This is a genomic window from Campylobacter concisus (genome assembly GCF_002913945.1).
Taxonomy (GTDB): domain Bacteria; phylum Campylobacterota; class Campylobacteria; order Campylobacterales; family Campylobacteraceae; genus Campylobacter_A; species Campylobacter_A concisus_P.
The window spans coordinates 12,640-38,057 of sequence record NZ_POZK01000031.1 but is presented as its reverse complement, the minus strand read 5'-3'; the positions used below and the strand labels follow the sequence as shown (position 1 = coordinate 38,057).

Sequence of the window (25,418 nt, the reverse complement as noted above, 5' to 3'; positions counted from 1 at the left end):
GATATAAAAGATAGATTACTTTTAAAAATTAAACTATAAATTTTTGTTGAAGTGACTTGAAATCTTGATTAAAATTTTTTATGAGTACTATTTTTGGATTTTTATAAAAATTTTAGCTATCGATCAATTTAAAAAAGAAAGATAGCTATATTTATAGTATAAATTTTAGTTGCCTCTGCTTCCAGGTTTGATCGCTTTGCTTCCATTTTTACAAAGTGGGCAATACTCAGGCTCATAAATTTCAAACTCAAAATTTCCTAAAGCAAAAAATGGCTTATCGCTTGGTAGTTTTGCATTTGGCTTAGCCTCATTGTCTAAATTTGTAACCTTACAAAAGCCACGGTTTGCAAGCGCTGCAAAGCCAACTACCTCGCCGCCAAGGCTCTCTATTACGTGCGCTGCTTCAAGTGCCGAGCCGCCAGTCGTGATGATGTCTTCACAAACGATAAATTTCTCACCCTTTTTTACCTCAAAACCACGTCTAAGACTCATTATCTTTTCAACTCGCTCTGTAAATATAAATCGCTTCTTTGCTGCGCGAGCTAGCTCATAGCCAGCTAAAATTCCTCCAAGTGCAGGAGAACAAACGCTATCAAATCTAATGCCAAATTTTTCTATCACACGGGCAAGCTCATCAGCTAGTTTTCCAGCCAAAGCTGGGTCTTCAAGCACCTTTGCACTTTGTAGATAAAACTGCGAGTGATTGCCACTGCTTAGTAAAAAATGCCCCTCTAAATATGCCCCAGCCTCTTTATAAATTTTCTCTAAATCCATCGTTTTTTCCTTTTAAAATTTACTCAAAATCTTAACACAAGCCCACTTAAGCCACTCTTTTTAAAATTTAATAAGCCACACATTTGTATAATCTCTCAACACTCACAAAAAGGACGCTCATGCTTATATTTAACCCTGTTGTTTTTAGCATTTTGGTAATGACGATACTTTGTCTATTGCGTTTTAACATCTTGCTTTCTATCCTTATCTCTGCTCTTTTTGCTGGTGTGATGTATAAGCATGGATTTAGCGGATTTGAAAGTGGTATTGTAAATGGGATTGATAGCCTCTTTACAGCCCTAAAAGAGACTACACAAAGCCTCATAAGCGGTATGCAAGGCAATCTTGAAACATCACTTAGTTACATTTTACTTGGCGCTCTAGCAGCTGCCATTGCAAATACAAATTTAACTGCTATTTTGATAAATGCTTTGAGTAAATTCCTTAGCTCAAATAAAGTAATTTTTATACTAACTATCGCATTTATAGCATGCTTATCTCAAAATTTAATCCCAGTTCACATAGCTTTTATACCTATTTTGATCCCGCCACTTCTTGCTATTATGAACAAAATGGGAATAGATAGACGTGCCGTAGCTTGCGCTTTGACATTTGGTCTTCAAGCACCTTATGTAAGCCTTAGCGTTGGCTTTGGTCTGCTTTTTCACAATATCTTAAAAAAAGAGCTAGCAAATAACGGCATAACCACATCTATTTCTGATATCTCTTCTGTTATGTGGATAGGCGGCGCTTCGATGCTTATTGGACTTATCCTTGCCATACTTTTTTACGGTAAAAAAAGAGCTTATAAAACTTCAAAATTTGAAAAAGAAGAGCTTGATGAGATCGAGCGCGCAAAAAGCCTTGAGATGACTAAAAAAGAGTGGGCGGTTTTAGCTGGTGCAGTTGTGGCTTTTGGTGTGCAAATTTATACTGAGCTGCTACCTCTTGGCGCACTACTTGGACTTTTGGTAATGGTTGTTTTTGGTGGTATCGAATACAAAAAAGTAGATAAGATCATGGATAATGGCCTTGCTATGATGGGATTTATCGCTTTTATCATGCTAGTTGCTGCAGGTTATGGCACTATCTTAAGAGAGAGTGGCGGAATAGACGAGCTTGTAAAATACGCTAGCTTGGTATCTGGCGGCAAGATAGGCGGAGCATTTTTGATGCTTCTTATTGGTCTTCTCGTTACGATGGGTATAGGCACTAGCTTTGGTACGATACCTATCTTAGCCTCTATCTATGTACCACTTTGCCTCAATCTTGGTTTTGGCGTACCAGCCATCATCTTGTTAGTTGGCATAGCTGCAGCTCTAGGAGATGCTGGAAGTCCTGCAAGTGATAGCACACTTGGGCCAACAAGCGGTCTAAATGCTGATGGTGAGCACAACCACATATATGATACTTGTGTACCTACATTTGTATTTTTCAATATCCCACTCATCATCGGTGGTATCGTTGGAGCTATGGTACTTGGATAAAATTTGGCGTTAATTACGCCAAATTTCTTTTTATTTCTTCTACTTTTTATCAATATAAATTTTTGGAACATCTTTTGCTTTTGAAAAATATAAAAATTTAAAATGCAAAAAGGATAAGTCAATGATGAGATCACTTTGGTCTGGTGTTTCAGGCCTGCAAGCCCACCAGATAGCCATGGACGTAGAAGGCAACAATATCGCAAACGTCAATACTTATGGTTATAAATACAACCGTGCAAATTTTGCTGATATACTAAGCCAAACTCCAAGAGTAGCTACTGCTCCACAAGGTCAGCTAGGCGGTCAAAATGCTATGCAAATAGGTCTAGGAACGACTATAAACTCAACTACAAGAATTTTCTCACAAGGCACACTAACATCTACTGATAAGCAAACAGACCTCGCACTTCAAGGAAATGGTTTCTTCGTCGTATCTCCAGATGGTGGAACTACAAGATACTATACAAGAAATGGTGACTTTGTCCGTGATAAAGCTGGCAACTTCGTAAACAACAGCGGCTATATCGTTCAAGGCTGGACAAGAGATGAAGAGACTGGCACTATCGACTCAACTGGGCCGATAAAAAATATCGTGATCAAAGAGGGTCTTACTACTCCAGCAAGAGCCACAACAGAAGTAAAGATAAAAGGCAACCTTGACTCAGGCAACACCATAGACCAAAGAAGCACTCCTATTTATTCACTAGACTCAGTTGCTGGTGGACGTGACTATAACAATGACGGGATTTTAGATCCAAATGAAGTCCACAATGAAAATGATGTAAATAATGATCAATTTTATACAAACTCAAGAAAAGAACAAAGCTTAACAGAGCGTGGTGTAGATCTAGGTGTTACATTTGATGAGCTTGGAAATGGTCTTGCTTTAAGAGATGGACAAGGCATCTGGGTGAGCTATGCAAATGCCAAAACTGAAAAATTTACTATAGGTAGTGGATCACCAAATAATGTTGGTTCACTTACTAATGGAACTGCAAAAAAATTAAATATAACATTAAATGGTGTAAATATAACCGGAGATGTAACAAACATAAGTGATGTTGCTGCTGCTATCAATGCTCAGTACAATAAAACTGGTGTTAGAGCTGAAATTTCAGAAGGTAATAAACTAACACTTATAAATAGAAATAATTCAGGTACTACAAAAGAGACAAAAAATATTCACTTAACTGTCAATACTGGTGATGAATTAGTAGCAGCAACGACAGCAATGGGAGTGGCAAATGGCGGTTTAAAAAATCGAGATATTATTACAGCTTATCAATATGTCTATACGAGCTCGCAAACAACAGCAGTTCACGAATACAATGATGCGAAAGAAAGGCAAGTAACTACAACAGAAGATCTTCGTGCTGCTATGCAAAAAGATGCAAGGAACTATATTGACTACAACGGTGATGGTCAAATAAGAGCAAACTCAGATGCACTTGATGCTGCAAAACAAGCAATAGCGGCACATAGAAGAACACCTGGAACTGGCGGGGCAGCCATAACTAACACTACATATCAAACAGCTTATAATACTGCTTACAACAATGAAATAGCTTTAGGTCATACGCCAGATGATGCTCATGCAGCTGGTATCGCAGCACTTCAAGCACTTGCAGGTGATGATACAAATGATGGTGTAAAGATCACTGTAAATAAACTAGGTCAATTTCAACTAGAAAATCCATCAAATGAAGTAGCAGATCATGCACTTTATATGACAACAACTGGCCTTACAAAGCCAGCTCAAGGTACAAATAATTCAGCTATAAATGAAAATGTTAGACTTACAACTATTATGAAAGCACTTGATGGTGCACTAAGCCCGGGCCAAGCTCTAAGAGCAAGTGGCAAAATGATGATGTCAAGCCACGGCTCAACGGCAGAAATTTTTGACTCACTTGGTTCAAAACACACAGTTAGTATCAAATGGACAAAAACAGGCACCACAACAGATGGTGGAACTGAGTGGAGTATGGTTATACAAGTGCCAGAGCCAGCTAAGATAAACTATTCAGGTCAGGGTCCAGATAACGTTATAACTGGAACAGCTAGATTTAACGCAAATGGCTCACTTGCAAGTTTCCATCCAGCAACGATAACATTTTCAGCTAACAATGGCTCACAAAGTGGTCAAAACATTAGTTTAAATTTTGGTCTTGGAACTGATTTTAACGGCTTAACAAGCTTTGATAAAGACTCATCAACTGAGTCAATCTCACAAGATGGCTACACAGGCGGCACATTAAACGGCATAAAAATAGATGAGACCGGAACGATAATAGGCTCATTTTCAAATGGTCAAAGCTTTGGCCTAGCTAAAGTAGCACTTGCTACCTTTACAAATAACGAGGGTCTTCAAAGCGAGGGTGGAAACGTATTTTCACAAACCGCAAACTCAGGTGAAGCAGTCATCGGTGCAGCTGGTACAGGCGATAAGGGAACGATCGCAGCTTCAAAACTTGAAGCTAGTAACGTCGATCTAAGTCGTGCGCTAACAGATCTTATCGTTATTCAAAGAGGTTTCCAAGCAAACTCAAAAACGATCACAACAAGTGATGAGATGCTAAATACACTTCTTCAATTAAAACAATAATAACTAAGACTTTTACAAAAGGGAGCGTTTGTCTCCCTTTGAAATTTATGCTTTAAATTTACAAATAAAATCAGCCTTCTTTTTGTAAAATGTTAAAAAATTTTACAAAAGAGAAAAAATGCAAGTAACACTACTAAATCACACTCCACTAAATATCTGCTCTCACGCGATCCGCACATGCTGGCAAAGCTTTGAAAAAGGCGACAATGGCGGCGAAAAAGATGTTGAGCTAATAGATAGAGTAGGAAATAAATTTAAACACGCCTCGACCTTAGAGCACCTATACTACAACTTCTACATCCAAGGCATCTCTCGTGCGCTACTTCAAGAGCTAGCTCGTCACCGCTTGGCAAGTCTAAGCGTCAAATCAACTCGCTACACACTAAAAGAGCTAAAAAAAGAGGAGAAATTTGAAGTAGGGCAGTTTGAGCGTGCGGCTAAATTTATCGTACTAACAAATGACGAACTAGTCGATAACGCAAGCATAAAAGCGCTTGAAAATTTACGTGAAATTTTAGCCTCAACGACAAAGAGCCTAGACATCGTCAAATACTGCCTGCCAGAGTGCTATAAAACCGAGCTTACATGGAGCATAAACGCTAGAAGCTTGCAAAATTTTATCTCACTTCGTAGCTCAAAATCAGCCCTTTGGGAGATAAGAAATTTAGCAAATGCTATCTACGATGTCTTACCTGAAGAGCATAAATTTATCTTTGAAAAATGCTTGCCAGATGATGAGCAAAACTAACATTTACGTTAGTGCGGTTTGTGATTTAGAAGTAATGAAATGAGCGCTAAATTTACTTTTTTAAAACGTAAAGAAGCTCGTCTACGTGGATGTTTCTAGCTTTTAAATTTCTGCTGCCACGGTAGGCGTTATACTTTTGGCGCAATAGTTGAACTTTGCCCATTTTATTTAGATTTTGATCAAATTCCTCTTGATTGATAAAGCCTTCTGAGTTAAATGAAATCAGAACAAATTTCGCCTTTAAATTTGCTATCAGCTCGAAAAATGCCTCGCTTGCTGACGATTTTTTATTAAAGACTGATCTGTTCCAGTCCTTTGCGATGCCTGAAACTTTTGAAATTTTACTTGGTTCAGTGTTGCTTGCGATGAGATTTAGCATGAAATAGTTTGAGCCGTATGGGTGCTGATTATAAGGCGGATCAAGATAGACTAGATCAAGCCCATCAAGCTCTTTTGCTAGTAAATTTGCGTCCTTTTGATAGACCTCAAATGGCACACTAAAATTTGAAAAAATAGGCTTAGTCAAATTTATATCAGAAGTAATCCTTGAGATGGCGTTTTGCCCCCTGCCGCCAAACTGACCAATGCCCTCTTTATTTTTATGAAAACCTTTAAAAATTCCACTTGTATTTGCATGCACACTTGCATTATAAAGAAGTGGAGCTATGAAAAATTTTCTCATTTCATCTGGTAAGAGCTCATCTATGAGCCTTCTTGCAGTGTCGATGAATATAGCATTTTTTCTTGTGTAAAAGACCCGCTCGCCCTCGGTAATATTTTTATCATCTTGTGGGGCATAAAGTTTTGTTATAAAGCCTTCAGAAAGGTTATTTTCTATCTCTTTTTCAAGCTTTTTTTGCCAGAAATTTATCTCATTTTTTAGTTCATTTGTGGCGTTTTGCAGGTAGCATGAGTTTGTGATGAAGCTGTAAAGTTCCAAGTCGTTTGCGACTAGGAATTCGCTATTTTGCTTTAAAAACCTAGCCACCACGCCACTTCCGCTAAAGAGATCACAGCAGCTAAGCTTCTCTTTTTTAAGCTCGTCTTTTGCGTATTTTACGCCTAGATCTATAAAGCCTAAAAGAGAGCGTTTGTTACCAAGATAGGTTAAAATTTGCTCTTTTAAATAGGCTTGATTTTCTTGTTTAGCTGGCTTCAAATCAGTGCTTTTTTAGTCCCATAGCATCAACGTCAAGCTTAATCTCATCGTTATTTATGATAACTAAGCCCTGATCAAGAATTTTCTTTGCTATAGTGTGTGCTTCATCAAGTGAGTGCATCTTGTAAGTGCCACATTGAAATTTATTTAGCTCTGGGATTTTATCTTGGTCTTTGACTTCTAAGATGTCTTTCATAGAGGCTAACCATGCCTTTTTTACAGCTTCTTCGCTAGGTGTGCCGATCAAACTCATATAAAAGCCAGTTCTACAGCCCATCGGCGAGATATCGATGATCTCTACTCCATTGCCGTTTAGATGGTTTCTCATAAAGCCAGCAAAAAGGTGCTCTAAAGTGTGAGTGCCCTTTTCTGGCAAAATTTCTTCATTTGGCTTGCAAAATCTCAAGTCAAAAACACTGATATCATCACCCTTTGGCGTTTTCATACTTTTTGCTAGTCTTACTCCTGGGGCTTGCATTTTTACGTGATCTACACAAAAACTATCAAGTAATGGCATATCTTCTCCTTTAAATTTTTGGTAATTCTATCGTAAAAAATGTTTAAAAATTTAAAGGCTCATGAAAAATTTTACATAAGCCTTGTAATATCTGAATGTTTGTGAGTATTAAAATAACAAAACTTTTACTTACTATTATAAATTTCTCATATATTCCGTACTATAAATACCTTGAATACGTCTTTCCATGTCACCATACCAACTTTTTGGAAGAGTAGTAAGAGAGTTAAATTTCTCTAGTAAATTTAAATTTTCATTTGGTGTAAAAAAGAGCCTATTTATCTCTAAAATGCTCATATGAACTGGATCTTTTTCTATAACTTCTATCACATCGCCCACTTTGCACGATCCTGGTGTTATTACGCGGTAGTACCAGCCAGTAAGACCAGTTTCAAAGATGTGAGTAGCCATATTTTCATTACCCCATCTTTTTGAGAGCTTAAAGCAAGGCTTTCTTGGCTGCGATACTTGAAGGACTAATGAGCCGATTTTATGTATATCACCTACACAGACACTACTCTCATCAAATCCATCAATGCATAAATTCTCCCCCATAGCTCCATAAGCTAAATTTTTAAATCCTAAAAATTTCTCCCACTGAGCATAGTTTGCAAACGAATTTGCAAATATAGCTTTTTCAGGACCGCCATGGTGCTTTATATCAGCGACACTATCGCCCACAAAGCCAAGTTCATTTGCAAAAATTTCACCATTTTGAGCTACTTTAAATATAGCTGAACTCCATGGTGTATTTAGCTTATTAGTAGCACTTTGCGAGCCATAGTTTTTCACCTCGCCAATTAATAATGCTTTTACTATTGCCATCTTTTTCCTATCAAATTTAGCTTATTCTTAAATTATTTGCGTGAGTTAGCGCGATCGCGATTGCATCTGTGATATCAAGTGGTTTTATCTCTTTATTTATACCTAAAATTTTCTTCACCATAAACGCTACTTGCTCTTTATCAGCTTTAGCCTTGCCAGTGACCGTCTTTTTAACCTGAAGTGGCGTATATTCGGCAAAATCACCATGAAGCTGTAAAATTTTAAGGCTAAGTGCTCCACGAAACTGAGCGAGCTTTAAAACCGTTTTTGGATTATAAGCAAAAAATATATCTTCAATCGCAACCTCGTCAAATTTATGATTTTTAAAAATCAAGTCGAGTCCCTCGCAAAGCTCGGTAATTTGATATTGAAGTGTGTTTGGTTTTATTTTTATGAGTCCTGCTTCAAGAAGAGTAGTTTTAAATTTATTTTTTTCAAGTATTGCATAACCACAATTCTTTGTACCTGGGTCGATTCCTAAAATTTTCATCACTATCTTTTCAATACTTTTTCACGACTTTTTCACGATGTGAAAAAGTTTGTCGGAGTTTAACAAAGGTTTTATTAAAATTAAGATAGTATCACTATAAAAATTCTCGAAATTTAAGGCATAAAAATTTGATAGCAGACGAAATTTTAGAAAATCTTTCAACACAAATTTCACCTGAAGAATACCAAAGTTATATCAAACAATTAAAATTTAACGAAAAGGCTTCAGACGATCATATTATAGTATTTACTGCACCAAATGAGTTAATGGCTAAATTTATAAATACAAGATATGCTGATAAAATCGCTCATCTATATGAAGTTAGAACAGGCATAAAACCAAATATAGAAATTTCATCTACTAAAAGTAGCAAGGTATCAAAACAAAATCAAATAAATGTTAAGCAGATAAAAACGCAAAGTAGCATTTTAAATCCAAGCTACACATTTGAAAATTTTGTCTGTGGAGCGTCAAATCAATACGCATTTTTAAGCGCAAAAGCAGCCGCTGAAAAACCTGGCGTACTTTATAATCCACTTTTTATCTATGGCACGACGGGACTTGGCAAGACTCACTTACTCCAGTCAGTCGGAAATCACTGCCTAAATAAAGGAAAAACCGTTATTTGCGTAACTAGCGAACAATTTATGATAGATTTTACCAGTCACATAAATAACCACTCAATGCCAAAATTTCGTGAAAAGTATAGAAACTGTGATGTTTTACTAATAGACGATGTGCAGTTTCTTGGTAAAACTGATAAAATCCAAGAGGAATTTTTCAACACATATAATGAGCTTTTAGCAAAAAATGGTCAAATAGTTATGACTTCAGATCGACCTCCAAAAACTCTAAAAGGCTTTGAAGATAGGATGATTTCAAGATTTGATAAGGCTTTTATGGCTGATATTACGCCGCCTGAACTTGATACAAAGATAGCCATCATCATCAAAAAATGTGAATTTGATAAAATCGATCTAAATAAAGAGGTCATAAACTACATAGCTACAAATATGGGAGATAATATCCGTGAGATCGAGGGAGCTATCATAAATTTAAACGTATTTAAAACTCTTATGAAAGAAGAGATCACACTTGATCTTGCAAAAAGTATATTAAAAGATTTGATCAAAGAAAAACGTGAAAATATAAATTTCGATACTATCGTTGAAATAGTTAGTAAAGAACTAAATATCAAACAAAGTGATATAAAAAGCAAATCAAGAGTTACAAATATCGTAGAAGCAAGACGCATCATCATATATCTTGCAAAGATGCTTACAACAAACTCAATGCCACAAATCGCAAACTATTTTGGTATGAAAGATCACAGTGCTGTTAGTCATAATATTAAAAAGATAAATGAGCTAATACAAACTAATGAAATTTTTAGTCTAAAAGTTACTGAATTAAAAAACAAAATTTTGACAAAAGGATAAAATACAATATGAAATTTGTGAATAAATGTGAAAAAGAAAATATAATTTTTCACATTTTAAATAGCTGTATTTCGATGTTTAAAAGCACTTTTCACTTTTTAACATCACCTACTAAAACAAAAAAATTAAATTTAAAAATAGAAGGAAGTTTTTAATGAAAGTTTTAATAAACAAAAATATGCTTGAAAGCATAGTAACAAATACAAATCCATATCTTGAAAAAAGAGATCTTAGTGCTATAACTTCTCACATTTATATCTCGGCAAAAGATGGAGTTTTAAACATAAAAGCAACTGATCATGAAATAGGTCTAGCATATAAGCTAAGTAATGTAAAAATCGTTGATGAAGGTTACGCAACTGCAAATGGAAAAAAACTACTTGACATTATAAAAAGTCTAAAAGACGAAGAAGTGATGTTAGAAACTGTAAATAACTATCTTTACATAAAACAAAAAAACTCAAAATATAAACTTCCAATGTATAAATTTGAAGATTTTCCAGAGTTTCCAACGATTGAAGGTAAATCAAAATTTGACGTTGACGCTGTTATGTTAGGAAGAAGTTTAAAGAAAATTTTACCAAGTATTGATAGTAATAACCCAAAATTTGAACTAAACGGAGCTTTTCTTGATATTAAAAAAGACTTTATAAATATCGTTGGTACTGATACAAGAAGACTTAGTGTATTTAGATTTCAAACACCAACTGAAAAAGAATTTTCACTTATAATCCCTAAAAAAGCTATAAATGAAATACAAAAACTATTTTTTGACAAGATAGAAATTTACTATGATGAAAATATCTTAATCGCTCAAAGCCAAAATTTTGAGTTTTTCACAAAACTTATAAATGGTAAATTTCCAGACTATGAGCGTGTCATACCAAAAGAAGTAAGAAAAAGACTTCAACTAAGTAGAGATAAGATGATAGAGGGTATAAAAACTATCTCAATGCTAAGTGATACAATGAAAATAACTTTTGCAAGAGACAACATAACATTTGAAAGTGTTATAGAAGATAACTCTGAAGCAAAAACTATGATTGATTATCAAACTGGCTTAGAAGATGAATTCTTTATAGGCATAAAAAATAGATACTTGCTTGATTTCTTAACTAGTATCGAAGATGAAAATTTTGAGCTTGGATTTAATGAAAGCTCACTAGCATTTGTTGTAAATTCAAAAGAATTAACAACAGTAATAATGCCGATAAATTTATAAGATAAGGCAAGATTATGGAAAATAATTACGGCGCAGAAAATATTAAAGTACTAAAAGGGCTTGAGGCGGTCAGGAAACGCCCAGGCATGTATATAGGCGATACAAACATTAGTGGTCTTCACCATATGATCTATGAAGTTGTTGACAACTCTATCGATGAGGCAATGGCAGGATACTGCGATACGATAGACATTGAGCTTACACGTGAGGGCTCAGCTATCATTAGCGATAATGGCCGTGGTATCCCAGTAGATATGCACCCAACTGAGAAAATTTCAGCTGCGACAGTTGTTTTAACTGTTCTTCACGCTGGTGGTAAATTTGATAAGGACACTTATAAAGTTTCTGGTGGTCTTCACGGTGTTGGTGTATCTGTTGTAAATGCCCTTTCTAAAAAGCTAGTCGTAAATATCAAGCGTGATGGTAAGCTTCATAGACAAGAATTTGCAAAAGGTATCCCTCAAAGCGATCTTGAAGTGATAAAAACTACAAACCGCACAGGTACGCAAGTTGAGTTCTGGCCAGATGATAGTATATTTGAAGTGACAGAATTTGATGATGAAATTTTAGTAAAAAGATTTCGCGAGTTAGCCTATCTAAACCCAAAGATAACTATAAATTTTAAAGATCAAAGAAATGGCAGAAGCGAGAGCTTTCATTTCGAGGGCGGGTTAGAGAGCTTTGTAACTGATATGAACAAAGCAAATGCTGTTAGTAAAGCAGTATCATTTAGCGGCGGCGAAGATGATGTTATGGTTGATTTTGCCCTGCTTTACAACGACACTTATAGTGAAAATTTACTAAGCTTTGTAAATAACATCAAAACTCCAGATGGTGGTACACACGAAGCTGGATTTAGAGCGGGCCTTACAAGAGTTATCACAAACTATGTCTCAGCAAACGCTGCTGCACGTGAAAAAGATACAAAGATAACTGGCGAAGATATCCGCGAGGGACTTATCGCTGTTGTGAGCGTAAAAGTGCCTGAGCCTCAGTTTGAGGGACAAACAAAGGGTAAACTAGGATCAAGCTACGTAAAACCAATCGTTCAAAAGATGGTTTTTGATGTTCTTACAAAGTATTTTGAAGAAAATCCTATCGAAGCAAGAGCGATAATGGACAAAGCCCTAATGGCTGCACGTGGCCGCGAAGCTGCTAAAAAAGCTAGGGATCTAACTCGCAAAAAAGAGAGCATGAGCGTAGGCACACTCCCTGGTAAGTTAGCTGACTGCCAGAGCAAAGACCCAGTAATTAGCGAGCTATATCTAGTGGAGGGCGACTCTGCGGGCGGTTCTGCTAAGCAGGGACGTGACAGAGTTTTCCAAGCAATATTACCGCTTAAGGGTAAAATTCTAAACGTTGAAAAGGCAAGACTGGATAAAATTTTAAAGTCTGACGAGATAAAAAATATGATAACAGCGCTAGGTTGCGGCATCGGAGATGAATTTGACGCTGAGAAGCTTAGATATCATAAGATCATCATCATGACCGATGCCGACGTCGATGGTAGCCACATCCAGACACTTCTTTTAACTTTCTTCTTTAGATTTTTAAATAAAGTTGTAGAAAACGGCCACATCTACCTAGCTCAGCCGCCACTTTACCGCTATAAAAAAGGCAAGAAAGAGATTTATCTAAAAGATGAAAAGGCATTAAACGAATTTCTTATCGAAACTGGTATCGAGGGTGTTGATATAGAGGGTATCGGCAGTGCGGATTTGATTGACTTTTTAAAGATTGTTGCAGCTTATAGAAGCGTCTTAAAAGAGCTTGAAAAACGCTTTAACGTCCTTTCAGCGATTCGCTATATGATAGAAAATCCGGACATCGTCTCAAAAAGCTACAATGAAATTTTTGAAATTTTAAAGAATTTCTTAAAAGCTGAGGGTCACAACATCCTAAACCACTACGTTAGCGAAGATGAGATTAGAATTTATGTCCAAACTGAAAGTGGCCTAGAAGAGCTTGTAGTAAATGAAAATTTATTTACAAATCCACTTTATGAAGAGGCGCTTTACATCAGCCAAAAGATAAAAGAGCGTGGCCTAGACTTGCATAGTGACGTTATAGACGTGCTTGATGAAGTAGAAAAAAATGCGAAAAAAGGTGCATATATTCAGCGCTACAAAGGTCTTGGTGAGATGAACCCAGAGCAGCTTTGGGAGACTACGATGAACCCTGAAAATAGAAGACTTTTAAAGATCGATATAAACGACGCTATAAGCGCCTCTGACACGTTTAATCTCTTCATGGGCGATGAGGTCGAGCCAAGAAGAAACTATATCCAAGACCACGCAAAAGACGTTAAACACTTAGATATTTAAAAGGTGATCAAATTTAAATTTGATCTAATTAGCAAAAAAATAAAGGATAAAAAATGAGCGAAGAGCTAGATATGAAATATGGCGAGAAAATTTTGAAAGAATTTGACGTAGAGAGTGACCTTGAGGTCTGGGAAAATAAGCAGACAAGGGACTATGTCATAAAGATCACTCTGCCTGAGTTTTGCTGCCTTTGCCCTCGCTCTGGTTATCCTGACTTTGCGACGATCTATCTTGAGTACATACCAAATAAGCTTGTAGTCGAGCTAAAAGCGATAAAACTTTATATAAATAGTTTTATGAACCGCAATATCAGCCACGAAGATAGTATAAATGAAATTTACTCTGTTTTAGAGAAAAAACTAGAGCCAAAATTTATGAAGATAGTTGGCGACTTTAACCCTCGTGGAAACGTCCATACAGTTATTGAGATCAGCTCTGATCTAGTGGTGAAAAAGCCAGCTGAAGAGAAAGAATTTATTCCAAGAACTAGAGAGAGAAGTAGCTTTGGCGACAAGCCACGCGAAAGACGTAGTACGAGTGATCGTGGCAGTAGCAGGGGCAGCAGTAGAGCTGGTGGCAGCAGAGGTGGCAGAGATGATAAATTTCAAAAAGATGATAAACCAAGAAGAAGCTCAAACAAAGAGGGCTTTAGAAAGATAAGCTACGCAGATGATAAGAAGCCAAAAGTAGTCAAAAAGGATAAATAATGATAAGTGCTAAGCTTATAGAACATATCTTTAAAGCAGCATCTATATCACGTTGGAACGACTATCCAAAGATGGCAAATTTAGTTGAGCTTGACAAGCAGGCTCATAAATTTATCATCGCTTATTTCATTGCAAAACAAGAGCAAAACGCCGACATGAACTACATCATCGAGGCTGGAATTTTTGAGTTTTTAAGTAGGGTCGTAGTCACAGACATACGCCCTGACGTCTTTCACCACATCCAAAAGACAAAAAAAGAGCAGATAAATAGCTGGGTCTTAAGCAACCTAGAGGGGCTGATTTCAGAAATCGAAGATGGCAAATTTTTAGAGAGATTTAAAAACCACTTTAAAAATGATAAAACTCACGAAAAAGAGCGCCTTATACTAAAAGCAGCGAGCTATCTTGCCACGAGGTGGGAATTTTCTATCGTCTATCAAACGAGCCAATTTTTAAGCGATATCGACGAGCTTAAGGCGAAGGTTGAAGAGGAGATGGAGGATTACTACGAGTTAATCGGCGTTAGAAAGATCGCTATGAATCAAAAGCTAGCCCGCCTTGTTGATCTAAGCGGTAGGCTAAGGTTTCAAAAGCGCTGGGCACAAACGCCTCGCATTCCTGAAACTGCGGTCTTAGGACATATGCTAGTTGTTGCGATACTTAGTTATTTTTACTCACTCAAAGCAAGAGCTTGCAAAAAACGCCTAGAAAATAACTTCTTTTGCGCGCTATTTCACGATCTGCCAGAGAGCCTCACAAGAGATATCATAAGCCCTGTGAAATACGGTGTAAAAGGGCTAAATGAGATCATCAGCGAGTATGAGATGAGGCTTATTGATGAGAGGATTTTGCCATTTGTGCCTGAAAAGATAAGAGATGAGTTTAGCTACATCCTTGGTATCAGAAAAGATGGTGAGAAATTTATAAAAGATGAGTTTGAAAATAGAACATATGAGCGTAAAATCATCTGCCACGAAGGGACTATGGAGAACGTAAATGAGGATAAATTTAACTCAATCGATGGCAAAGCGCTAAAATACTGTGACAAGCTCTCAGCTTACATAGAAGCTGGAATTTCTATAAGCTACGGCGTCAAGTCAAAAGAGCTAACCGACGGCTTTAATAATATGTATAAATTTTTTAGTGAAAAACCTAAGATTGATGGAGTGGATTTTTTAGAAATTTGTGATGATTTTAATGAGCATTTTGGTTTAGAAAGACCCCCTCTCAGATAACTGCGGCACACACTTAATACAAGTGCTCTGCTGTGTTCCCACCCTGAAGCGGTGCTCATAAAAAGCATTGCACAGGTCTAAGAAGGAGCTTCGCAATCATACAAAAACTATACTTAAATTTTGTTTTATAGTTACATTTTTAAAAATTTAGCTTTAAAAGTATATAATCAGCCCAAATTTCATAAAAAGTAGAGTAATGTCTGGAAAGTTTAAACTTCGTTTTTTATCAGCTTTTAGAGATTTTTTTATCTATCATCACAAATCTTTAGAGTTTCGTGCCAAAATTTTTGCCGCAATGATCTCTGCTAAATTTGACCCAGACGAAGATGATTTTTTTGTTTTAAATGACATTACAAATGAAATTTATGAAAATGACCAAACCAGAAAAGACTTTTTGATCCAAACTGTTAAAGAGTATGTAGCAAGAGTTAAAAGAAACGACAGGATCACACTTGATGCACTTCTTTTAAGTATCGATAAAGATCTAAAAGATCACAAAAGATATGCCAAAAAGATAGATTTTTCTCACCTTCGTCGCTTGATGAGTGGCTGTGAGGAAGAAATTTTAGTTCAGCAAAGAGTTTATGAGTTTTTAATAAACGAAGTTAAACTCTATTCTTAAGATTATCATTCATTTTAAATTTTTAATCATCAACTAGCATAAAAATTATTTCTTCATCTGAATAGCAGTTTGGATCATCTCATCGCTTGTTGTGATACTTTTTGCACTAGCCTCATAAGCCTTTTGCGTGACTATAACCTCACTTAGCGCTTGACCAAGATCGACATTACTCATTTCAAGTTTATTTGCAAGAATTTGTGAACCATAAATGGTCTCACCAGCTTTATTTTTGTAAAAAAATGCTTCACCTGAATTTGGAGTTGCTTCATAGAGATTATCGCCTACTTTTGATACACCCTGTTCATTTTGGAAGTGATATAGAGCTATTTTTGCAACTATAAATGAGCGAGAATTGTCAAAATTTGCCATGATATTTCCACGATCATCGACGCTATATTTTGTGAGATTTCCTTCGGCGTAGCCATCTGCTTTTATGACAAAGTCTTTTTTTGAATTAGCCGAGCTTGTTATGCCATTATAGACATTCGCATCTCCATCGCCAAGAAAATTTAAAGCAACGTTTCCAACGCTTGTTAATGTATTTGTAACAAGCCTACCACTACCATCAAAAGTAAGTGTTCCCATAGCTGTATTTTGCACAACACCATTAGCATCAGTTATCGTAGCTGTGGCATTCCATGTAGTTTGATTGCCACCTTGAGGGATTTGCTTTGTAAAATTTATAGTTACTAAGCTCTTTGTGCCATCGCTGTTATATATCTCTGAACTTAGTTTTTCTTTATTAGCTACTTCAACTAGTGATGTAACTTCTGCTTTTACATCTAAGCTAGCAAAATTCATAAATTTTAGACTTTTATTGTTTATATGCCAGCTGCCATCGCTCTCTAGTGTGGTTGAAAACTCACTAAATTTACCATCACCGTCTTTTACTTTTACCACCACGCTGTCACCTGCTTTTGCACCAAATCTTGTCTGACTTAGTGGGATTTGTCCATTTAGCGAGATAGTTTTATTTGTATTATCAAGTGTATAATTAAAATTTGCCGCATCAATGGCTGTTGTTCGCTTATCTGTTATAAGGCTTGAGTCTAGGTTACCTTTTAAATTTATATTTTTTGTTTGCTTGGCTGGCATAAATAAAAAATGAGGTAAATTTATACCTTTTTGTGAGCCAGTATCGCCTAGTTTTAGATCTTCTTCTTTTGCAGTAAATGCCTGCGTGGTACCTTTTGTTTGACCATATTTTCTAAGAGCATTAGCACTTGGAGTGACTGGAGTAAAACTAGTTAACGTACCAAGAAGCAAGTTGCCTTTGTTATCTACTAAATTTCCAGCCCCATCTATATCGAAGCTACCTGTTCTTGTGTAGTAGTTTCTACCATTTTTATCAACGACACCAAAAAAGCCTTTACCGCCTATGGCTAGGTCAAAGTTATTATCAGTATTTTGAAAACTACCATTTGTCATCTTTAAAGCTGTCGTTTGTTTCGTAGCTCCAAGACCTACTTGATTGTTAGTTGGGCCACTTCCAGCAGAAGCCATATGTTGATTGATTAAATTTTTAAACTCAGGGATTGAAGCTTTAAAACCTACGTTGTTGATATTTGAAATATTATTTGCCCAAACATCCATGCCAAAGCTTTGTGTTTTAATGCCACTAATTCCGTTGTAAAAACCTCTCATCATGGCTTTTATCCTTCGTAAAATTCAGATATTTTATCCATTGGGACATATTCGCCTGCGATTTTTATCATAGCTTTGCCATCTACAAATTTTACTGCCTCAACCGGATAGCTACCTACCTGAGTCTTGTATGAATTACCATCTTTGCCAGTGTAATTAACAGAGACTGTATATGCACCGTTTGGTAATTGTTTTCCAGAATCATCTTTGCCATCCCAAGATATTCTGCGGACTCCTGATTTTAGATCTTTTATATCGATTGAACGAACGACCTCTCCATTTGCATTTTTAATTTCGAGCTTACCATTTGCAAGATCTGATTTAAAATAAAGTGCAAAATTTACAGTTTTTTGCTCATCTGTTAGTAAAACTGAGTTTGAGCCAGTTGAGACCATTTTGCCAAGAGCTGATATGGCATAGGCATTTGCATTTGATTTTAACTGATTTACAAGCTCTTTCATAGCTGAGTTTGTATTTTGTTGCATCTCTAGTGATGCTAGCTGGCTAGTTTGCGTAAGCATCTTTTCAGTATCCATAGGACTTGTTGGGTCTTGATACTGAAGCTCTGTTAAAAGTAGCTTCATAAATGCATCTTTATCTAGCTGCGCATTTGGATTAGTTCCTGTGCCAGCTGCCGCATCTTGCTTTGCTTTTGCCTTTTTCTCGGCATTTTTTTGCTGCGTTGTTTGTGTGGTTATATCTGAAACTGAAGCCATAATCTCTCCTAAATATATCTTGGTATTACTAGCTCAAGCAAGCTTTGTTCCGCTTGAGTGTTTTCGCTCTCGTCGCTTTGATTTGAGCTATATTTGTTCTTTGCTTGTTCTCTTTTTTCTTGTCTTTGATTTTGGTCTGAGAAATTCATCTCAAGCTCGGTAAATCCCATATTTACAAGGCTGTTTTTAAACTCGGCTTGATTTTGTAAAAATAAATTCATAGTAGCCGTGGTTGAGTTAAAATTTACATGTAAGTTGTTGCCGCGATTTACCATCGTGATCTCAACTTCACCTAAATTTAGAGGATTAAGCGTTATGTTAAAACGAGTGATCGGAGCTTTGTAATTTTGCACCTGCTCTTTTAGCGTAGAAGAGAAGTTACTAAGCGTCTCTTTTATCTCAGCCTTTGTTTGAAGCTGGTGTTTAGCGCTACTAGCGATATCTTTTACCATTTGATTTAGTTCTGATTTATTATCGCTATTAAATGTCTCTTTGCTCTCTAAATTCTCATTTTTTTGTTGTTCTCTTTCAGGGAAGAGTAGTGACTCGAGAGTTGGAGTTTTTTGCACCTTTTGCTCTTGTAAATTTACCTTTACTTTTGGCTCTTTTGGCTGCTCCTCTGGCTCAACATCCACTATCTCATCATCAAGCTTTACTTCGCTATCTAGCTTTTTAGGCTCTTCTTTTACTAAATTTTTAACTTCATTAGTTGGATTTACCACTACCTCTTTTAACAAAGTATCAAGCTTTACGACCTCTTTTGGCTCATTTTTAATGATGGTTTGCTCGACCTCATTTTTTAGCTCTTTTAGGTAAAAAGGCTTCTCTTCGGTCTTTATCGGTGTGAAAAATTCTTTCTTGCCTAAATTTTTAAACATCTCATTTAGTTTTGGCACATCTTCGTTTGAAATTTCTATATTTTCAAGGCCAAGGTCAAATTTCTTAGCAAGGTCGATAAGATCGCTAACGCTTTTAACATTGCTAAGCTCTTCAACGTTTTCAGGCACACTTAAGAAATTTGCTATTTTGTCGCTGAAATTTGGAAATTTACTTACTTTTTCATTGCCATTTAGAATTTCTAAAACTTGTAAAAGCTGCATAAAATTTGCATTTTCATAGAGCTCATTTTTTGTATCTTCGTCCAAATTTTCTTCAAGTGCAGTTGAAATTTTTGCCGCACTTTCGCTTTGTGCTTTTTGCAGTGTCTCTTTTTGAGTGGTAACCGTTTTTACTATCTCTTTGACATCTTTTTCAGTGATTTTTTGGCCGCTATTTGCCTTACTCGCAGCTGCATCTAAAACCATCGATAAAAATTCGCCGTTATTTTGAGATTTTTTAGAAACAGAGGGCTTTTTATTCCCAGCAGGAGCCAGCAAATCTATGTTGTTTTTCGCTGTATAAGCTTGCATTTAAACCTTTCAAATTTTTAAACTTAATGCCAAACATGCAAAATCTATTCCAAAAATTAATTTCTTGATATCAGCTTAAAATTTATAAAAATTTGGCTATAATCTGCCCCTATTTTAAAACTAATGAAGCGAAAATAGCAAACTAATAAACGGAGAAAACTTTGGAAAAGATACGAAATATAGCCGTTATCGCACACGTCGACCACGGTAAAACAACAATGGTTGATGAGCTTTTGAAGCAGTCAGGAACATTTAACGAGCATCAAAACCTTGGCGAGCGTGTAATGGATAGCAACGACATCGAAAGAGAGCGTGGCATCACGATCCTTTCTAAAAATACTGCTATTCGTTACAAGGATACAAAGATCAACATCATCGATACTCCGGGCCACGCTGACTTTGGTGGTGAGGTTGAGCGCGTTCTTAAGATGGTTGATGGCGTTTTGTTGCTTGTCGATGCGCAAGAAGGCGTTATGCCACAGACTAAATTTGTCGTTAAAAAAGCGCTCTCTTTGGGGCTTCGTCCAATCGTCGTCGTAAATAAGATCGATAAGCCAGCAGGCGATCCAGACCGCGTTATAAATGAAATTTTTGACCTTTTTGTAGCACTTGATGCAAATGACGAACAGCTAGAATTTCCGGTAGTTTATGCCGCTGCGAAAAATGGCTACGCTAAGTTAAAACTAAGTGATGAAAACAAAGATATGCAGCCACTTTTCGAGACCATCCTATCTCACGTGCCAGCTCCAAGTGGTAGTGACGAAAATCCGCTTCAGCTTCAAGTTTTCACGCTTGATTATGATAACTACGTCGGCAAGATCGGTATTGCGAGAATTTTTAACGGCAAGATATCTAAAAACCAAAATGTCATGCTTGCAAAGGCTGATGGCACAAAGACAACTGGTAGAATTTCAAAGTTAATTGGCTTTATGGGTCTTGAAAGAACCGATATTAACGAAGCTGGTACTGGTGACATCGTAGCGATCGCTGGTTTTGATGCGCTTGACGTTGGCGATAGCGTCGTTGATCCAAACAACCCTCATCCACTAGATCCTCTTCACATCGAAGAGCCGACACTTAGCGTTGTATTTTCTGTAAATGACGGCCCATTGGCAGGTACTGAGGGCAAACACGTCACATCAAACAAGATCGATGAGCGTCTTGCAAACGAGATGAAGACAAATATCGCGATGAAATACGAAAACATCGGCGAGGGCAAATTTAAAGTAAGTGGTCGTGGTGAGCTTCAGATTACTATTTTGGCTGAAAATATGCGCCGCGAGGGCTATGAATTTTTACTTGGCAGACCTGAGGTCATCGTAAAAGAGATAAACGGCGTAAAATGCGAGCCATACGAGCTTTTAGTTATCGATGCACCTGATGATACGACAGGCACAGTCATAGAAAAACTAGGTAAAAGAAAAGCGGAAATGGTCTCTATGAACCCAACAGGAGATGGCCAAACAAGGATCGAGTTTGAGATCCCAGCGCGCGGGCTTATCGGCTTTAGAAGCCAGTTTTTGACTGATACAAAAGGCGAGGGCGTTATGAACCACAGCTTTTTGGAGTTTAGACCACTTAGTGGCACAGTCGAGCACAGAACAAATGGCGCGCTAGTTTCTATGGAAAACGGCGTAACGCTTGCTTATTCGCTATTTAACTTGCAAGATCGTGGTGTGCTTTTCCTTGATCCACAAGCAAAAGTCTATGTGGGCATGATCATCGGCGAGCACAGCCGTCCAAACGACCTTGACGTAAATCCTATCAAGGGTAAAAACCTAACAAACGTGCGTGCTAGCGGTAGTGACGATGCGATCAAGCTTGTCCCACCTAGAAAGCTAAGCCTTGAGCGCGCGCTAGAGTGGATAGAAGATGACGAGCTAGTCGAGGTTACGCCTATAAATATCCGCGTTCGCAAGCGCTATTTAGATCCAACAGAACGCAAAAGAAAAGCAAAACTCTAATCAAATTTTATCATTTCAGCCCCTTTGTAAAGGGGCTAATAATTGAACTCTAAAAACAGCAAATTAAATATTTAAATAAATTTCTCATACTTTTTTTGCATTATTTATTTAAGTTGGCTTTGTTCAAGACGAAATAGAGCCATTCTCTTTCATCTAAAATTTATCAACCTTAAAACTATTTATGCTTTAAAATACCATACTTACTTTTCTATTTTTGCTTTTAATGTAATCAATACAAAAATGCTTAGTTTATGCTAGAATCGGCGAAAATTTAAAGGAAACCGATGAAAAAACTAAAATTTATCTTTGCTCTCGCCGCGGCGTTTATTTTTGGCGGCTGCTACGAGACGACGCTACTTACGCGCGTGCCGATCTCCGCGCTTATTTCGGATAAAAGCTTGGACGTGAAATCCACGATCGTGCTAACGGGTATAACGCCGCAGACGCACGTTACGAAAACGGTAACGGATAATGTTCGCATTTTCGTCCCGGACGCTAAATTTAAGGACTTCCCGACGGGAGAAACCGCCTATGAGATGAGCGTTAGCGTAGGCAAGGGTGAAAAGGGCGGCAAAAACTCGGATAAGCGCGCCGTGCGGATATATCTAAGCCAAGACGGCGAAGTCTACGGCAAGCTTAGCAAAAACATGCTCGAGCAGTACGCGGGTGCGGCGAAGCAGAAAATGGAGCCGACGCTAAAAGCGGCGATCAAATTTGAAAACGACACAAAGGATGTCTATGAGCTGGTCGTGGGCAACGAGTTTAAGGCGAGCGACGAGGTGCAAACGGGTGGCGTTTATACCTTGGCGCCGGGGCAGGTTACGGGCGCGATCTGGGCGGATAGCGCGGCGGTAAATACGGCGATCGCTGGCAAAGCGGTCAAAATCGGCACTCTAAAAAAGACGGCGAAATGAAAAGCGTAAAAATCGGCTTTATCGGCGGCGGAAATATGGGCGGCGCAATGATAGAGGCGCTTTGGCGAGCGCAACCTGACGGGGCAAGCTCGGCCGAGGACGAGCAGAAATTTGACGGCGGTAGCGAGGCGTGCGGGACGGAAAATTTAGCACAAACGGATAAAAACGCGAGCCAGTGCGAATGCGAAAAAAAGGCGAAATTTGAAATCCTAGCCTGCGCCAGAAGCAAAAATGAAGCCTTACGGCAGAGATTTAGCGTAAAAATAGCCGCGAGCGAAGCGGATCTAGCGCGCGAAGCGGACGCGGTCGTGCTGGCTACTAAGCCCGCTAGCTACGAGGCTATCTTGCGCCTGATCGCGCCCGAGCTTGCGGGCAAAATTTTGCTTCTTTTGGCGCCGAGTTTTGACATAAAGCGCGCTAGGCAAATCGTAGGCGAAGGCGTTTATATCGCTCGCGCGATGCCAAATATAGCAGCTTGCATCGGCGCGTCGGCTACGGCTCTTTGCTTTGACGCGGGATTTAGCGAGGCTAAGGAAGAGACCGTGCGCGAGATAATCGCTAAAATAGGCAAAATTTACGAGATAGACGAGGCCGGGTTTGCCGCATTTACTGGTATCGCAGGAAGCCTGCCCGCGTATGTTTGCGCCTTTATCGAGGCTGCGGCGGATGCGGGCGTGCGGGGCGGACTGCCTAGGCGGCTTTGCTACGACGCCGTCTGTGCGGCGATAGAGGGGACGGCGCGCCTGATCCAAAGCGGCAAGCACCCGGCCGCGCTAAAAGACGAGGTCTGCTCGCCGGCGGGAACCACGATCGAGGGACTTGTCGCGCTTGAAAACGGCGGATTTCGCGGAGCTTTGATGCAGGCTATCGCCGCTTGCATCGCCAAAGCGAGGGGTTAGGCAAATTTTTAAGGATAAAAATGAAAAATTTATTATTTGCGCTACTTGCGGCGATAAATTTATTTGCTAGCGAGCCCGGCCTTTCGCCATTGCTGGCCGCAGATACGCTAGAAAAGCTCAAAAAATGCAAAAACCCCGACCTAAACGCCACCAAAGAGTGCGTGCAAGCGGGCATGGTAGCGGCTAACTTAAAGCAAGACTACGGCGCTGCAGAGGGGCTATTTAGCCTAGCCTGCGCCAAAGGAGACGGCGAGGGCTGCTTTTACCTTGGCGAACTTTATAAAAATAACCTAGTAAAAGCCGCGGATAAGAGCGAGCGCGAGACTAAGATTAGCGCGTATTACAAGGCTAGCTGCGTCCTTTACGAGTATTTGCCCGGTTGCTTGGCGCTAGCCAATTTCATACAAGAAGAGCTAGGCGACGAGGTGCAGTCGTTTGCGATAAACAATACCCTATGCAACAAAAAATACGCTCCCGGATGCTACAACGTGGGCTGGATGATAGAGCGAACGGGAGGCGATATAGGCGAGATGATGGAGTATTACGAGCGCTCGTGTAAGCTAGGCTACGTAGGCGGCTGCGAGAGGGCGGCGTGGCTGTATGAGGTAAATTTCAACGAAAACAGATACGAGCAAGTAAAAAAAGACGCGAAAAAGGCAGAGCAAATGCGAAAAAAGGCTTGCGAGCTAGGCGATAAGCAAAGCTGCTAAATTGATAATAAGGTATTTTGATAAAAAAATTTAAAATGATAAAACTCTATAAAGTCTTAACATAGCCAGCAATGTAGAGTAGTAGTTTTTAGCATATTTATAAATACTGTAAGAAGTTTACTAATTTATATTTTTAAGTTTATAAAAGCTCTGCCATACTTTTTTTATATTAGCCAGTGAAGTAAAGTTAAATTTTTACTTCACTAGACTCAAAAGTAAAATTTTTATAGAGCTTGTGTTTGCTTATATTTTTAGCTATCAAAAACAATCGACAAAACCAATTGATAAATTTTCTACTAAACCTTATTTTTAACAAAAGCAAATATTAATTTTCTTAAATAAAGATAAATATAACAATGTAATTTTAAGCCATTAGGTTATAAGATTTTTTTAAATTTTATTTTTAAGGATTGCAACATGAAAATGCTATTTTTAGCCCCTGTCTTAGCATGTAGTCTTGCTTTTAGCGCCGATGTCATCGCAAAAGATGCCAATATAACGCTAGATGGCAAGATGATCGGAAAGATCGAGGTTTTAACACCAGTTGAAGTCGTCGAAAAAGGCGATAAAACGAGCAAGATCAAGGTTAATGGCGTCGTATCGGCAAACTACTTAGCCCAGCTTCAAAGAAGCGTAGAAGATCCTGAAGTTTTTGTAGCTTTTAATGACGAGAGTGAGGCAAATTTCAAAAAAGTAAAAGATCTTGAAGATGACTACGGCGAGGTTTGGTACCAAGCTGAGGGCGTTTACGAAGTGCCAAATGACGCACTTGGTGGCGATACAAAAAAGCTTTACGTAAAAGCACAACAAATTTATGAAGAGACCTGCTCTGCGTGTCATAGACTTCACGAGCCAAATAGCTTTACAGCGGCTCAGTGGCCAGCAAATTTAGCTGGAATGGTCGATGCAAAATTTGTAGCACTAGACGAAACTGACCTAAATTTAGTGCTCAAATACTTACAACACAATGCCAAAAAAGTAAAATAAATTTTTCATAAGGGAGAAAAT

General features: G+C 38.1%; 23 protein-coding genes and 1 other RNA gene. 14 read left to right on the top strand and 10 right to left on the bottom strand.

Going from position 1 to position 25,418, the window contains the following annotated elements:
- Positions 1-165: 165 nt before the first annotated feature.
- Positions 166-774, bottom strand: coding sequence for an orotate phosphoribosyltransferase (gene pyrE, locus CYP64_RS07165; protein ID WP_103649221.1), 609 nt, complete (start codon positions 772-774; stop codon positions 166-168).
- 119 nt (positions 775-893) lie between these two features.
- Between pyrE and CYP64_RS07160 the strand changes: the two genes are divergently transcribed.
- The 3 genes from CYP64_RS07160 to thyX all read left to right on the top strand — a co-directional run bounded on the left by CYP64_RS07160 (position 894) and on the right by thyX (position 5,614).
- Complete coding sequence (locus tag CYP64_RS07160; RefSeq protein ID WP_103649220.1) at positions 894-2,261, top strand: Na+/H+ antiporter NhaC family protein; 1,368 nt, start codon at positions 894-896, stop codon at positions 2,259-2,261.
- Positions 2,262-2,382: 121 nt separating this feature from the next.
- Positions 2,383-4,866, top strand: a complete 2,484-nt coding sequence (gene flgE, locus CYP64_RS07155) for a flagellar hook protein FlgE (protein WP_103649219.1) — start codon at positions 2,383-2,385, stop codon at positions 4,864-4,866.
- A 118-nt stretch (positions 4,867-4,984) separates the two neighbouring features.
- Complete coding sequence (gene thyX / locus CYP64_RS07150; protein WP_021090313.1) at positions 4,985-5,614, top strand: FAD-dependent thymidylate synthase; 630 nt, start codon at positions 4,985-4,987, stop codon at positions 5,612-5,614.
- Positions 5,615-5,666: 52 nt separating this feature from the next.
- Here thyX and CYP64_RS07145 read toward each other — a convergent pair whose 3' ends face one another.
- From CYP64_RS07145 to ruvC, 4 genes are all read right to left on the bottom strand, one after another.
- Positions 5,667-6,773 (bottom strand): DNA adenine methylase, encoded by a 1,107-nt coding sequence (locus CYP64_RS07145; protein ID WP_103649218.1) that lies wholly within the window; start codon positions 6,771-6,773, stop codon positions 5,667-5,669.
- A gap of 1 nt (position 6,774) precedes the next feature.
- Positions 6,775-7,290: an S-ribosylhomocysteine lyase gene (luxS, locus tag CYP64_RS07140; RefSeq protein ID WP_103649217.1), complete on the bottom strand. Its 516-nt coding sequence runs from the start codon at positions 7,288-7,290 to the stop codon at positions 6,775-6,777.
- Positions 7,291-7,425: 135 nt separating this feature from the next.
- Entirely contained in the window at positions 7,426-8,115 is a 690-nt protein-coding gene (locus CYP64_RS07135) for an MOSC domain-containing protein (RefSeq protein WP_103649216.1), read from the bottom strand.
- A gap of 16 nt (positions 8,116-8,131) precedes the next feature.
- Positions 8,132-8,611: a crossover junction endodeoxyribonuclease RuvC gene (gene ruvC / locus CYP64_RS07130; RefSeq protein WP_178140253.1), complete on the bottom strand. Its 480-nt coding sequence runs from the start codon at positions 8,609-8,611 to the stop codon at positions 8,132-8,134.
- 122 nt (positions 8,612-8,733) lie between these two features.
- Between ruvC and dnaA the strand changes: the two genes are divergently transcribed.
- From dnaA to CYP64_RS07105, 5 genes are all read left to right on the top strand, one after another.
- Positions 8,734-10,044: a chromosomal replication initiator protein DnaA gene (dnaA, locus tag CYP64_RS07125; RefSeq protein WP_054195855.1), complete on the top strand. Its 1,311-nt coding sequence runs from the start codon at positions 8,734-8,736 to the stop codon at positions 10,042-10,044.
- Positions 10,045-10,198: 154 nt separating this feature from the next.
- Positions 10,199-11,266: a DNA polymerase III subunit beta gene (dnaN, locus tag CYP64_RS07120; protein ID WP_103649215.1), complete on the top strand. Its 1,068-nt coding sequence runs from the start codon at positions 10,199-10,201 to the stop codon at positions 11,264-11,266.
- 14 nt (positions 11,267-11,280) lie between these two features.
- Complete coding sequence (gene gyrB / locus CYP64_RS07115; RefSeq protein ID WP_103649214.1) at positions 11,281-13,590, top strand: DNA topoisomerase (ATP-hydrolyzing) subunit B; 2,310 nt, start codon at positions 11,281-11,283, stop codon at positions 13,588-13,590.
- 53 nt (positions 13,591-13,643) lie between these two features.
- Positions 13,644-14,297, top strand: coding sequence for a preQ(1) synthase (gene queF, locus CYP64_RS07110; RefSeq protein ID WP_223155378.1), 654 nt, complete (start codon positions 13,644-13,646; stop codon positions 14,295-14,297).
- Positions 14,297-15,532: an HD domain-containing protein gene (locus CYP64_RS07105; RefSeq protein WP_103649213.1), complete on the top strand. Its 1,236-nt coding sequence runs from the start codon at positions 14,297-14,299 to the stop codon at positions 15,530-15,532. Before queF ends, CYP64_RS07105 begins: the two co-directional genes overlap by 1 nt.
- On the opposite strand, the gene ffs is transcribed toward CYP64_RS07105, so the two are convergent.
- An RNA gene (gene ffs, locus CYP64_RS07100) (signal recognition particle sRNA small type) lies at positions 15,519-15,616 on the bottom strand. The genes CYP64_RS07105 and ffs overlap by 14 nt on opposite strands.
- A gap of 112 nt (positions 15,617-15,728) precedes the next feature.
- Between ffs and CYP64_RS07095 the strand changes: the two genes are divergently transcribed.
- Positions 15,729-16,154, top strand: a complete 426-nt coding sequence (locus CYP64_RS07095; protein ID WP_072595304.1) for a hypothetical protein — start codon at positions 15,729-15,731, stop codon at positions 16,152-16,154.
- A gap of 45 nt (positions 16,155-16,199) precedes the next feature.
- Here CYP64_RS07095 and CYP64_RS07090 read toward each other — a convergent pair whose 3' ends face one another.
- Genes CYP64_RS07090 through fliK form a run of 3 tightly spaced genes read right to left on the bottom strand, consistent with a single transcriptional unit; the run spans position 16,200 to position 19,923 of the window.
- The gene (locus CYP64_RS07090) at positions 16,200-17,801 is read right to left on the bottom strand and encodes a flagellar hook protein FlgE (protein ID WP_181001706.1); all 1,602 of its coding nucleotides are present in this window, start codon (positions 17,799-17,801) and stop codon (positions 16,200-16,202) included.
- A 5-nt stretch (positions 17,802-17,806) separates the two neighbouring features.
- Complete coding sequence (locus CYP64_RS07085; protein WP_021090228.1) at positions 17,807-18,514, bottom strand: flagellar basal body rod modification protein; 708 nt, start codon at positions 18,512-18,514, stop codon at positions 17,807-17,809.
- Between the two features lie 8 nt (positions 18,515-18,522).
- Positions 18,523-19,923, bottom strand: a complete 1,401-nt coding sequence (gene fliK / locus CYP64_RS07080; protein ID WP_103649212.1) for a flagellar hook-length control protein FliK — start codon at positions 19,921-19,923, stop codon at positions 18,523-18,525.
- Between the two features lie 161 nt (positions 19,924-20,084).
- Between fliK and typA the strand changes: the two genes are divergently transcribed.
- Positions 20,085-21,887: a translational GTPase TypA gene (typA, locus tag CYP64_RS07075; RefSeq protein WP_087584862.1), complete on the top strand. Its 1,803-nt coding sequence runs from the start codon at positions 20,085-20,087 to the stop codon at positions 21,885-21,887.
- A gap of 340 nt (positions 21,888-22,227) precedes the next feature.
- Here the strand turns inward: typA and CYP64_RS10350 are convergent, their stop codons facing one another.
- On the bottom strand, positions 22,228-22,368 hold the full coding sequence (locus tag CYP64_RS10350) for a hypothetical protein (RefSeq protein ID WP_258032983.1): 141 nt from the start codon (positions 22,366-22,368) through the stop codon (positions 22,228-22,230).
- A 55-nt stretch (positions 22,369-22,423) separates the two neighbouring features.
- Between CYP64_RS10350 and CYP64_RS10345 the strand changes: the two genes are divergently transcribed.
- The 4 genes from CYP64_RS10345 to CYP64_RS07055 all read left to right on the top strand — a co-directional run bounded on the left by CYP64_RS10345 (position 22,424) and on the right by CYP64_RS07055 (position 25,397).
- Complete coding sequence (locus CYP64_RS10345; RefSeq protein ID WP_258032982.1) at positions 22,424-22,801, top strand: hypothetical protein; 378 nt, start codon at positions 22,424-22,426, stop codon at positions 22,799-22,801.
- Positions 22,798-23,700 (top strand): pyrroline-5-carboxylate reductase, encoded by a 903-nt coding sequence (proC, locus tag CYP64_RS07065; RefSeq protein WP_103649210.1) that lies wholly within the window; start codon positions 22,798-22,800, stop codon positions 23,698-23,700. The genes CYP64_RS10345 and proC overlap by 4 nt, the downstream gene beginning before the upstream one ends.
- A gap of 20 nt (positions 23,701-23,720) precedes the next feature.
- Positions 23,721-24,410, top strand: a complete 690-nt coding sequence (locus CYP64_RS07060; protein WP_103649209.1) for a tetratricopeptide repeat protein — start codon at positions 23,721-23,723, stop codon at positions 24,408-24,410.
- 417 nt (positions 24,411-24,827) lie between these two features.
- Entirely contained in the window at positions 24,828-25,397 is a 570-nt protein-coding gene (locus CYP64_RS07055; RefSeq protein ID WP_103649208.1) for a hypothetical protein, read from the top strand.
- Positions 25,398-25,418 lie beyond the last annotated feature (21 nt).

Bases quoted from the DNA above. Each gene is read 5' to 3' on its own strand.
- pyrE (WP_103649221.1), bottom strand. From the start codon at position 774: ATGGATTTAGAGAAAATTTATAAAGAGGCTGGGGCATATTTAGAGGGG.
- CYP64_RS07090 (WP_181001706.1), bottom strand. From the start codon at position 17,801: ATGATGAGAGGTTTTTACAACGGAATTAGTGGCATTAAAACACAAAGC.
- CYP64_RS07105 (WP_103649213.1), top strand. From the start codon at position 14,297: ATGATAAGTGCTAAGCTTATAGAACATATCTTTAAAGCAGCATCTATA.
- gyrB (WP_103649214.1), top strand. From the start codon at position 11,281: ATGGAAAATAATTACGGCGCAGAAAATATTAAAGTACTAAAAGGGCTT.
- flgE (WP_103649219.1), top strand. From the start codon at position 2,383: ATGATGAGATCACTTTGGTCTGGTGTTTCAGGCCTGCAAGCCCACCAG.
- CYP64_RS10345 (WP_258032982.1), top strand. From the start codon at position 22,424: ATGAGCGTTAGCGTAGGCAAGGGTGAAAAGGGCGGCAAAAACTCGGAT.
- thyX (WP_021090313.1), top strand. From the start codon at position 4,985: ATGCAAGTAACACTACTAAATCACACTCCACTAAATATCTGCTCTCAC.
- queF (WP_223155378.1), top strand. From the start codon at position 13,644: ATGAGCGAAGAGCTAGATATGAAATATGGCGAGAAAATTTTGAAAGAA.
- dnaN (WP_103649215.1), top strand. From the start codon at position 10,199: ATGAAAGTTTTAATAAACAAAAATATGCTTGAAAGCATAGTAACAAAT.
- proC (WP_103649210.1), top strand. From the start codon at position 22,798: ATGAAAAGCGTAAAAATCGGCTTTATCGGCGGCGGAAATATGGGCGGC.
- CYP64_RS07135 (WP_103649216.1), bottom strand. From the start codon at position 8,115: ATGGCAATAGTAAAAGCATTATTAATTGGCGAGGTGAAAAACTATGGC.
- luxS (WP_103649217.1), bottom strand. From the start codon at position 7,290: ATGCCATTACTTGATAGTTTTTGTGTAGATCACGTAAAAATGCAAGCC.
- CYP64_RS10350 (WP_258032983.1), bottom strand. From the start codon at position 22,368: ATGCGAACATTATCCGTTACCGTTTTCGTAACGTGCGTCTGCGGCGTT.
- CYP64_RS07055 (WP_103649208.1), top strand. From the start codon at position 24,828: ATGAAAATGCTATTTTTAGCCCCTGTCTTAGCATGTAGTCTTGCTTTT.
- fliK (WP_103649212.1), bottom strand. From the start codon at position 19,923: ATGCAAGCTTATACAGCGAAAAACAACATAGATTTGCTGGCTCCTGCT.
- CYP64_RS07095 (WP_072595304.1), top strand. From the start codon at position 15,729: ATGTCTGGAAAGTTTAAACTTCGTTTTTTATCAGCTTTTAGAGATTTT.
- CYP64_RS07160 (WP_103649220.1), top strand. From the start codon at position 894: ATGCTTATATTTAACCCTGTTGTTTTTAGCATTTTGGTAATGACGATA.
- CYP64_RS07060 (WP_103649209.1), top strand. From the start codon at position 23,721: ATGAAAAATTTATTATTTGCGCTACTTGCGGCGATAAATTTATTTGCT.
- CYP64_RS07085 (WP_021090228.1), bottom strand. From the start codon at position 18,514: ATGGCTTCAGTTTCAGATATAACCACACAAACAACGCAGCAAAAAAAT.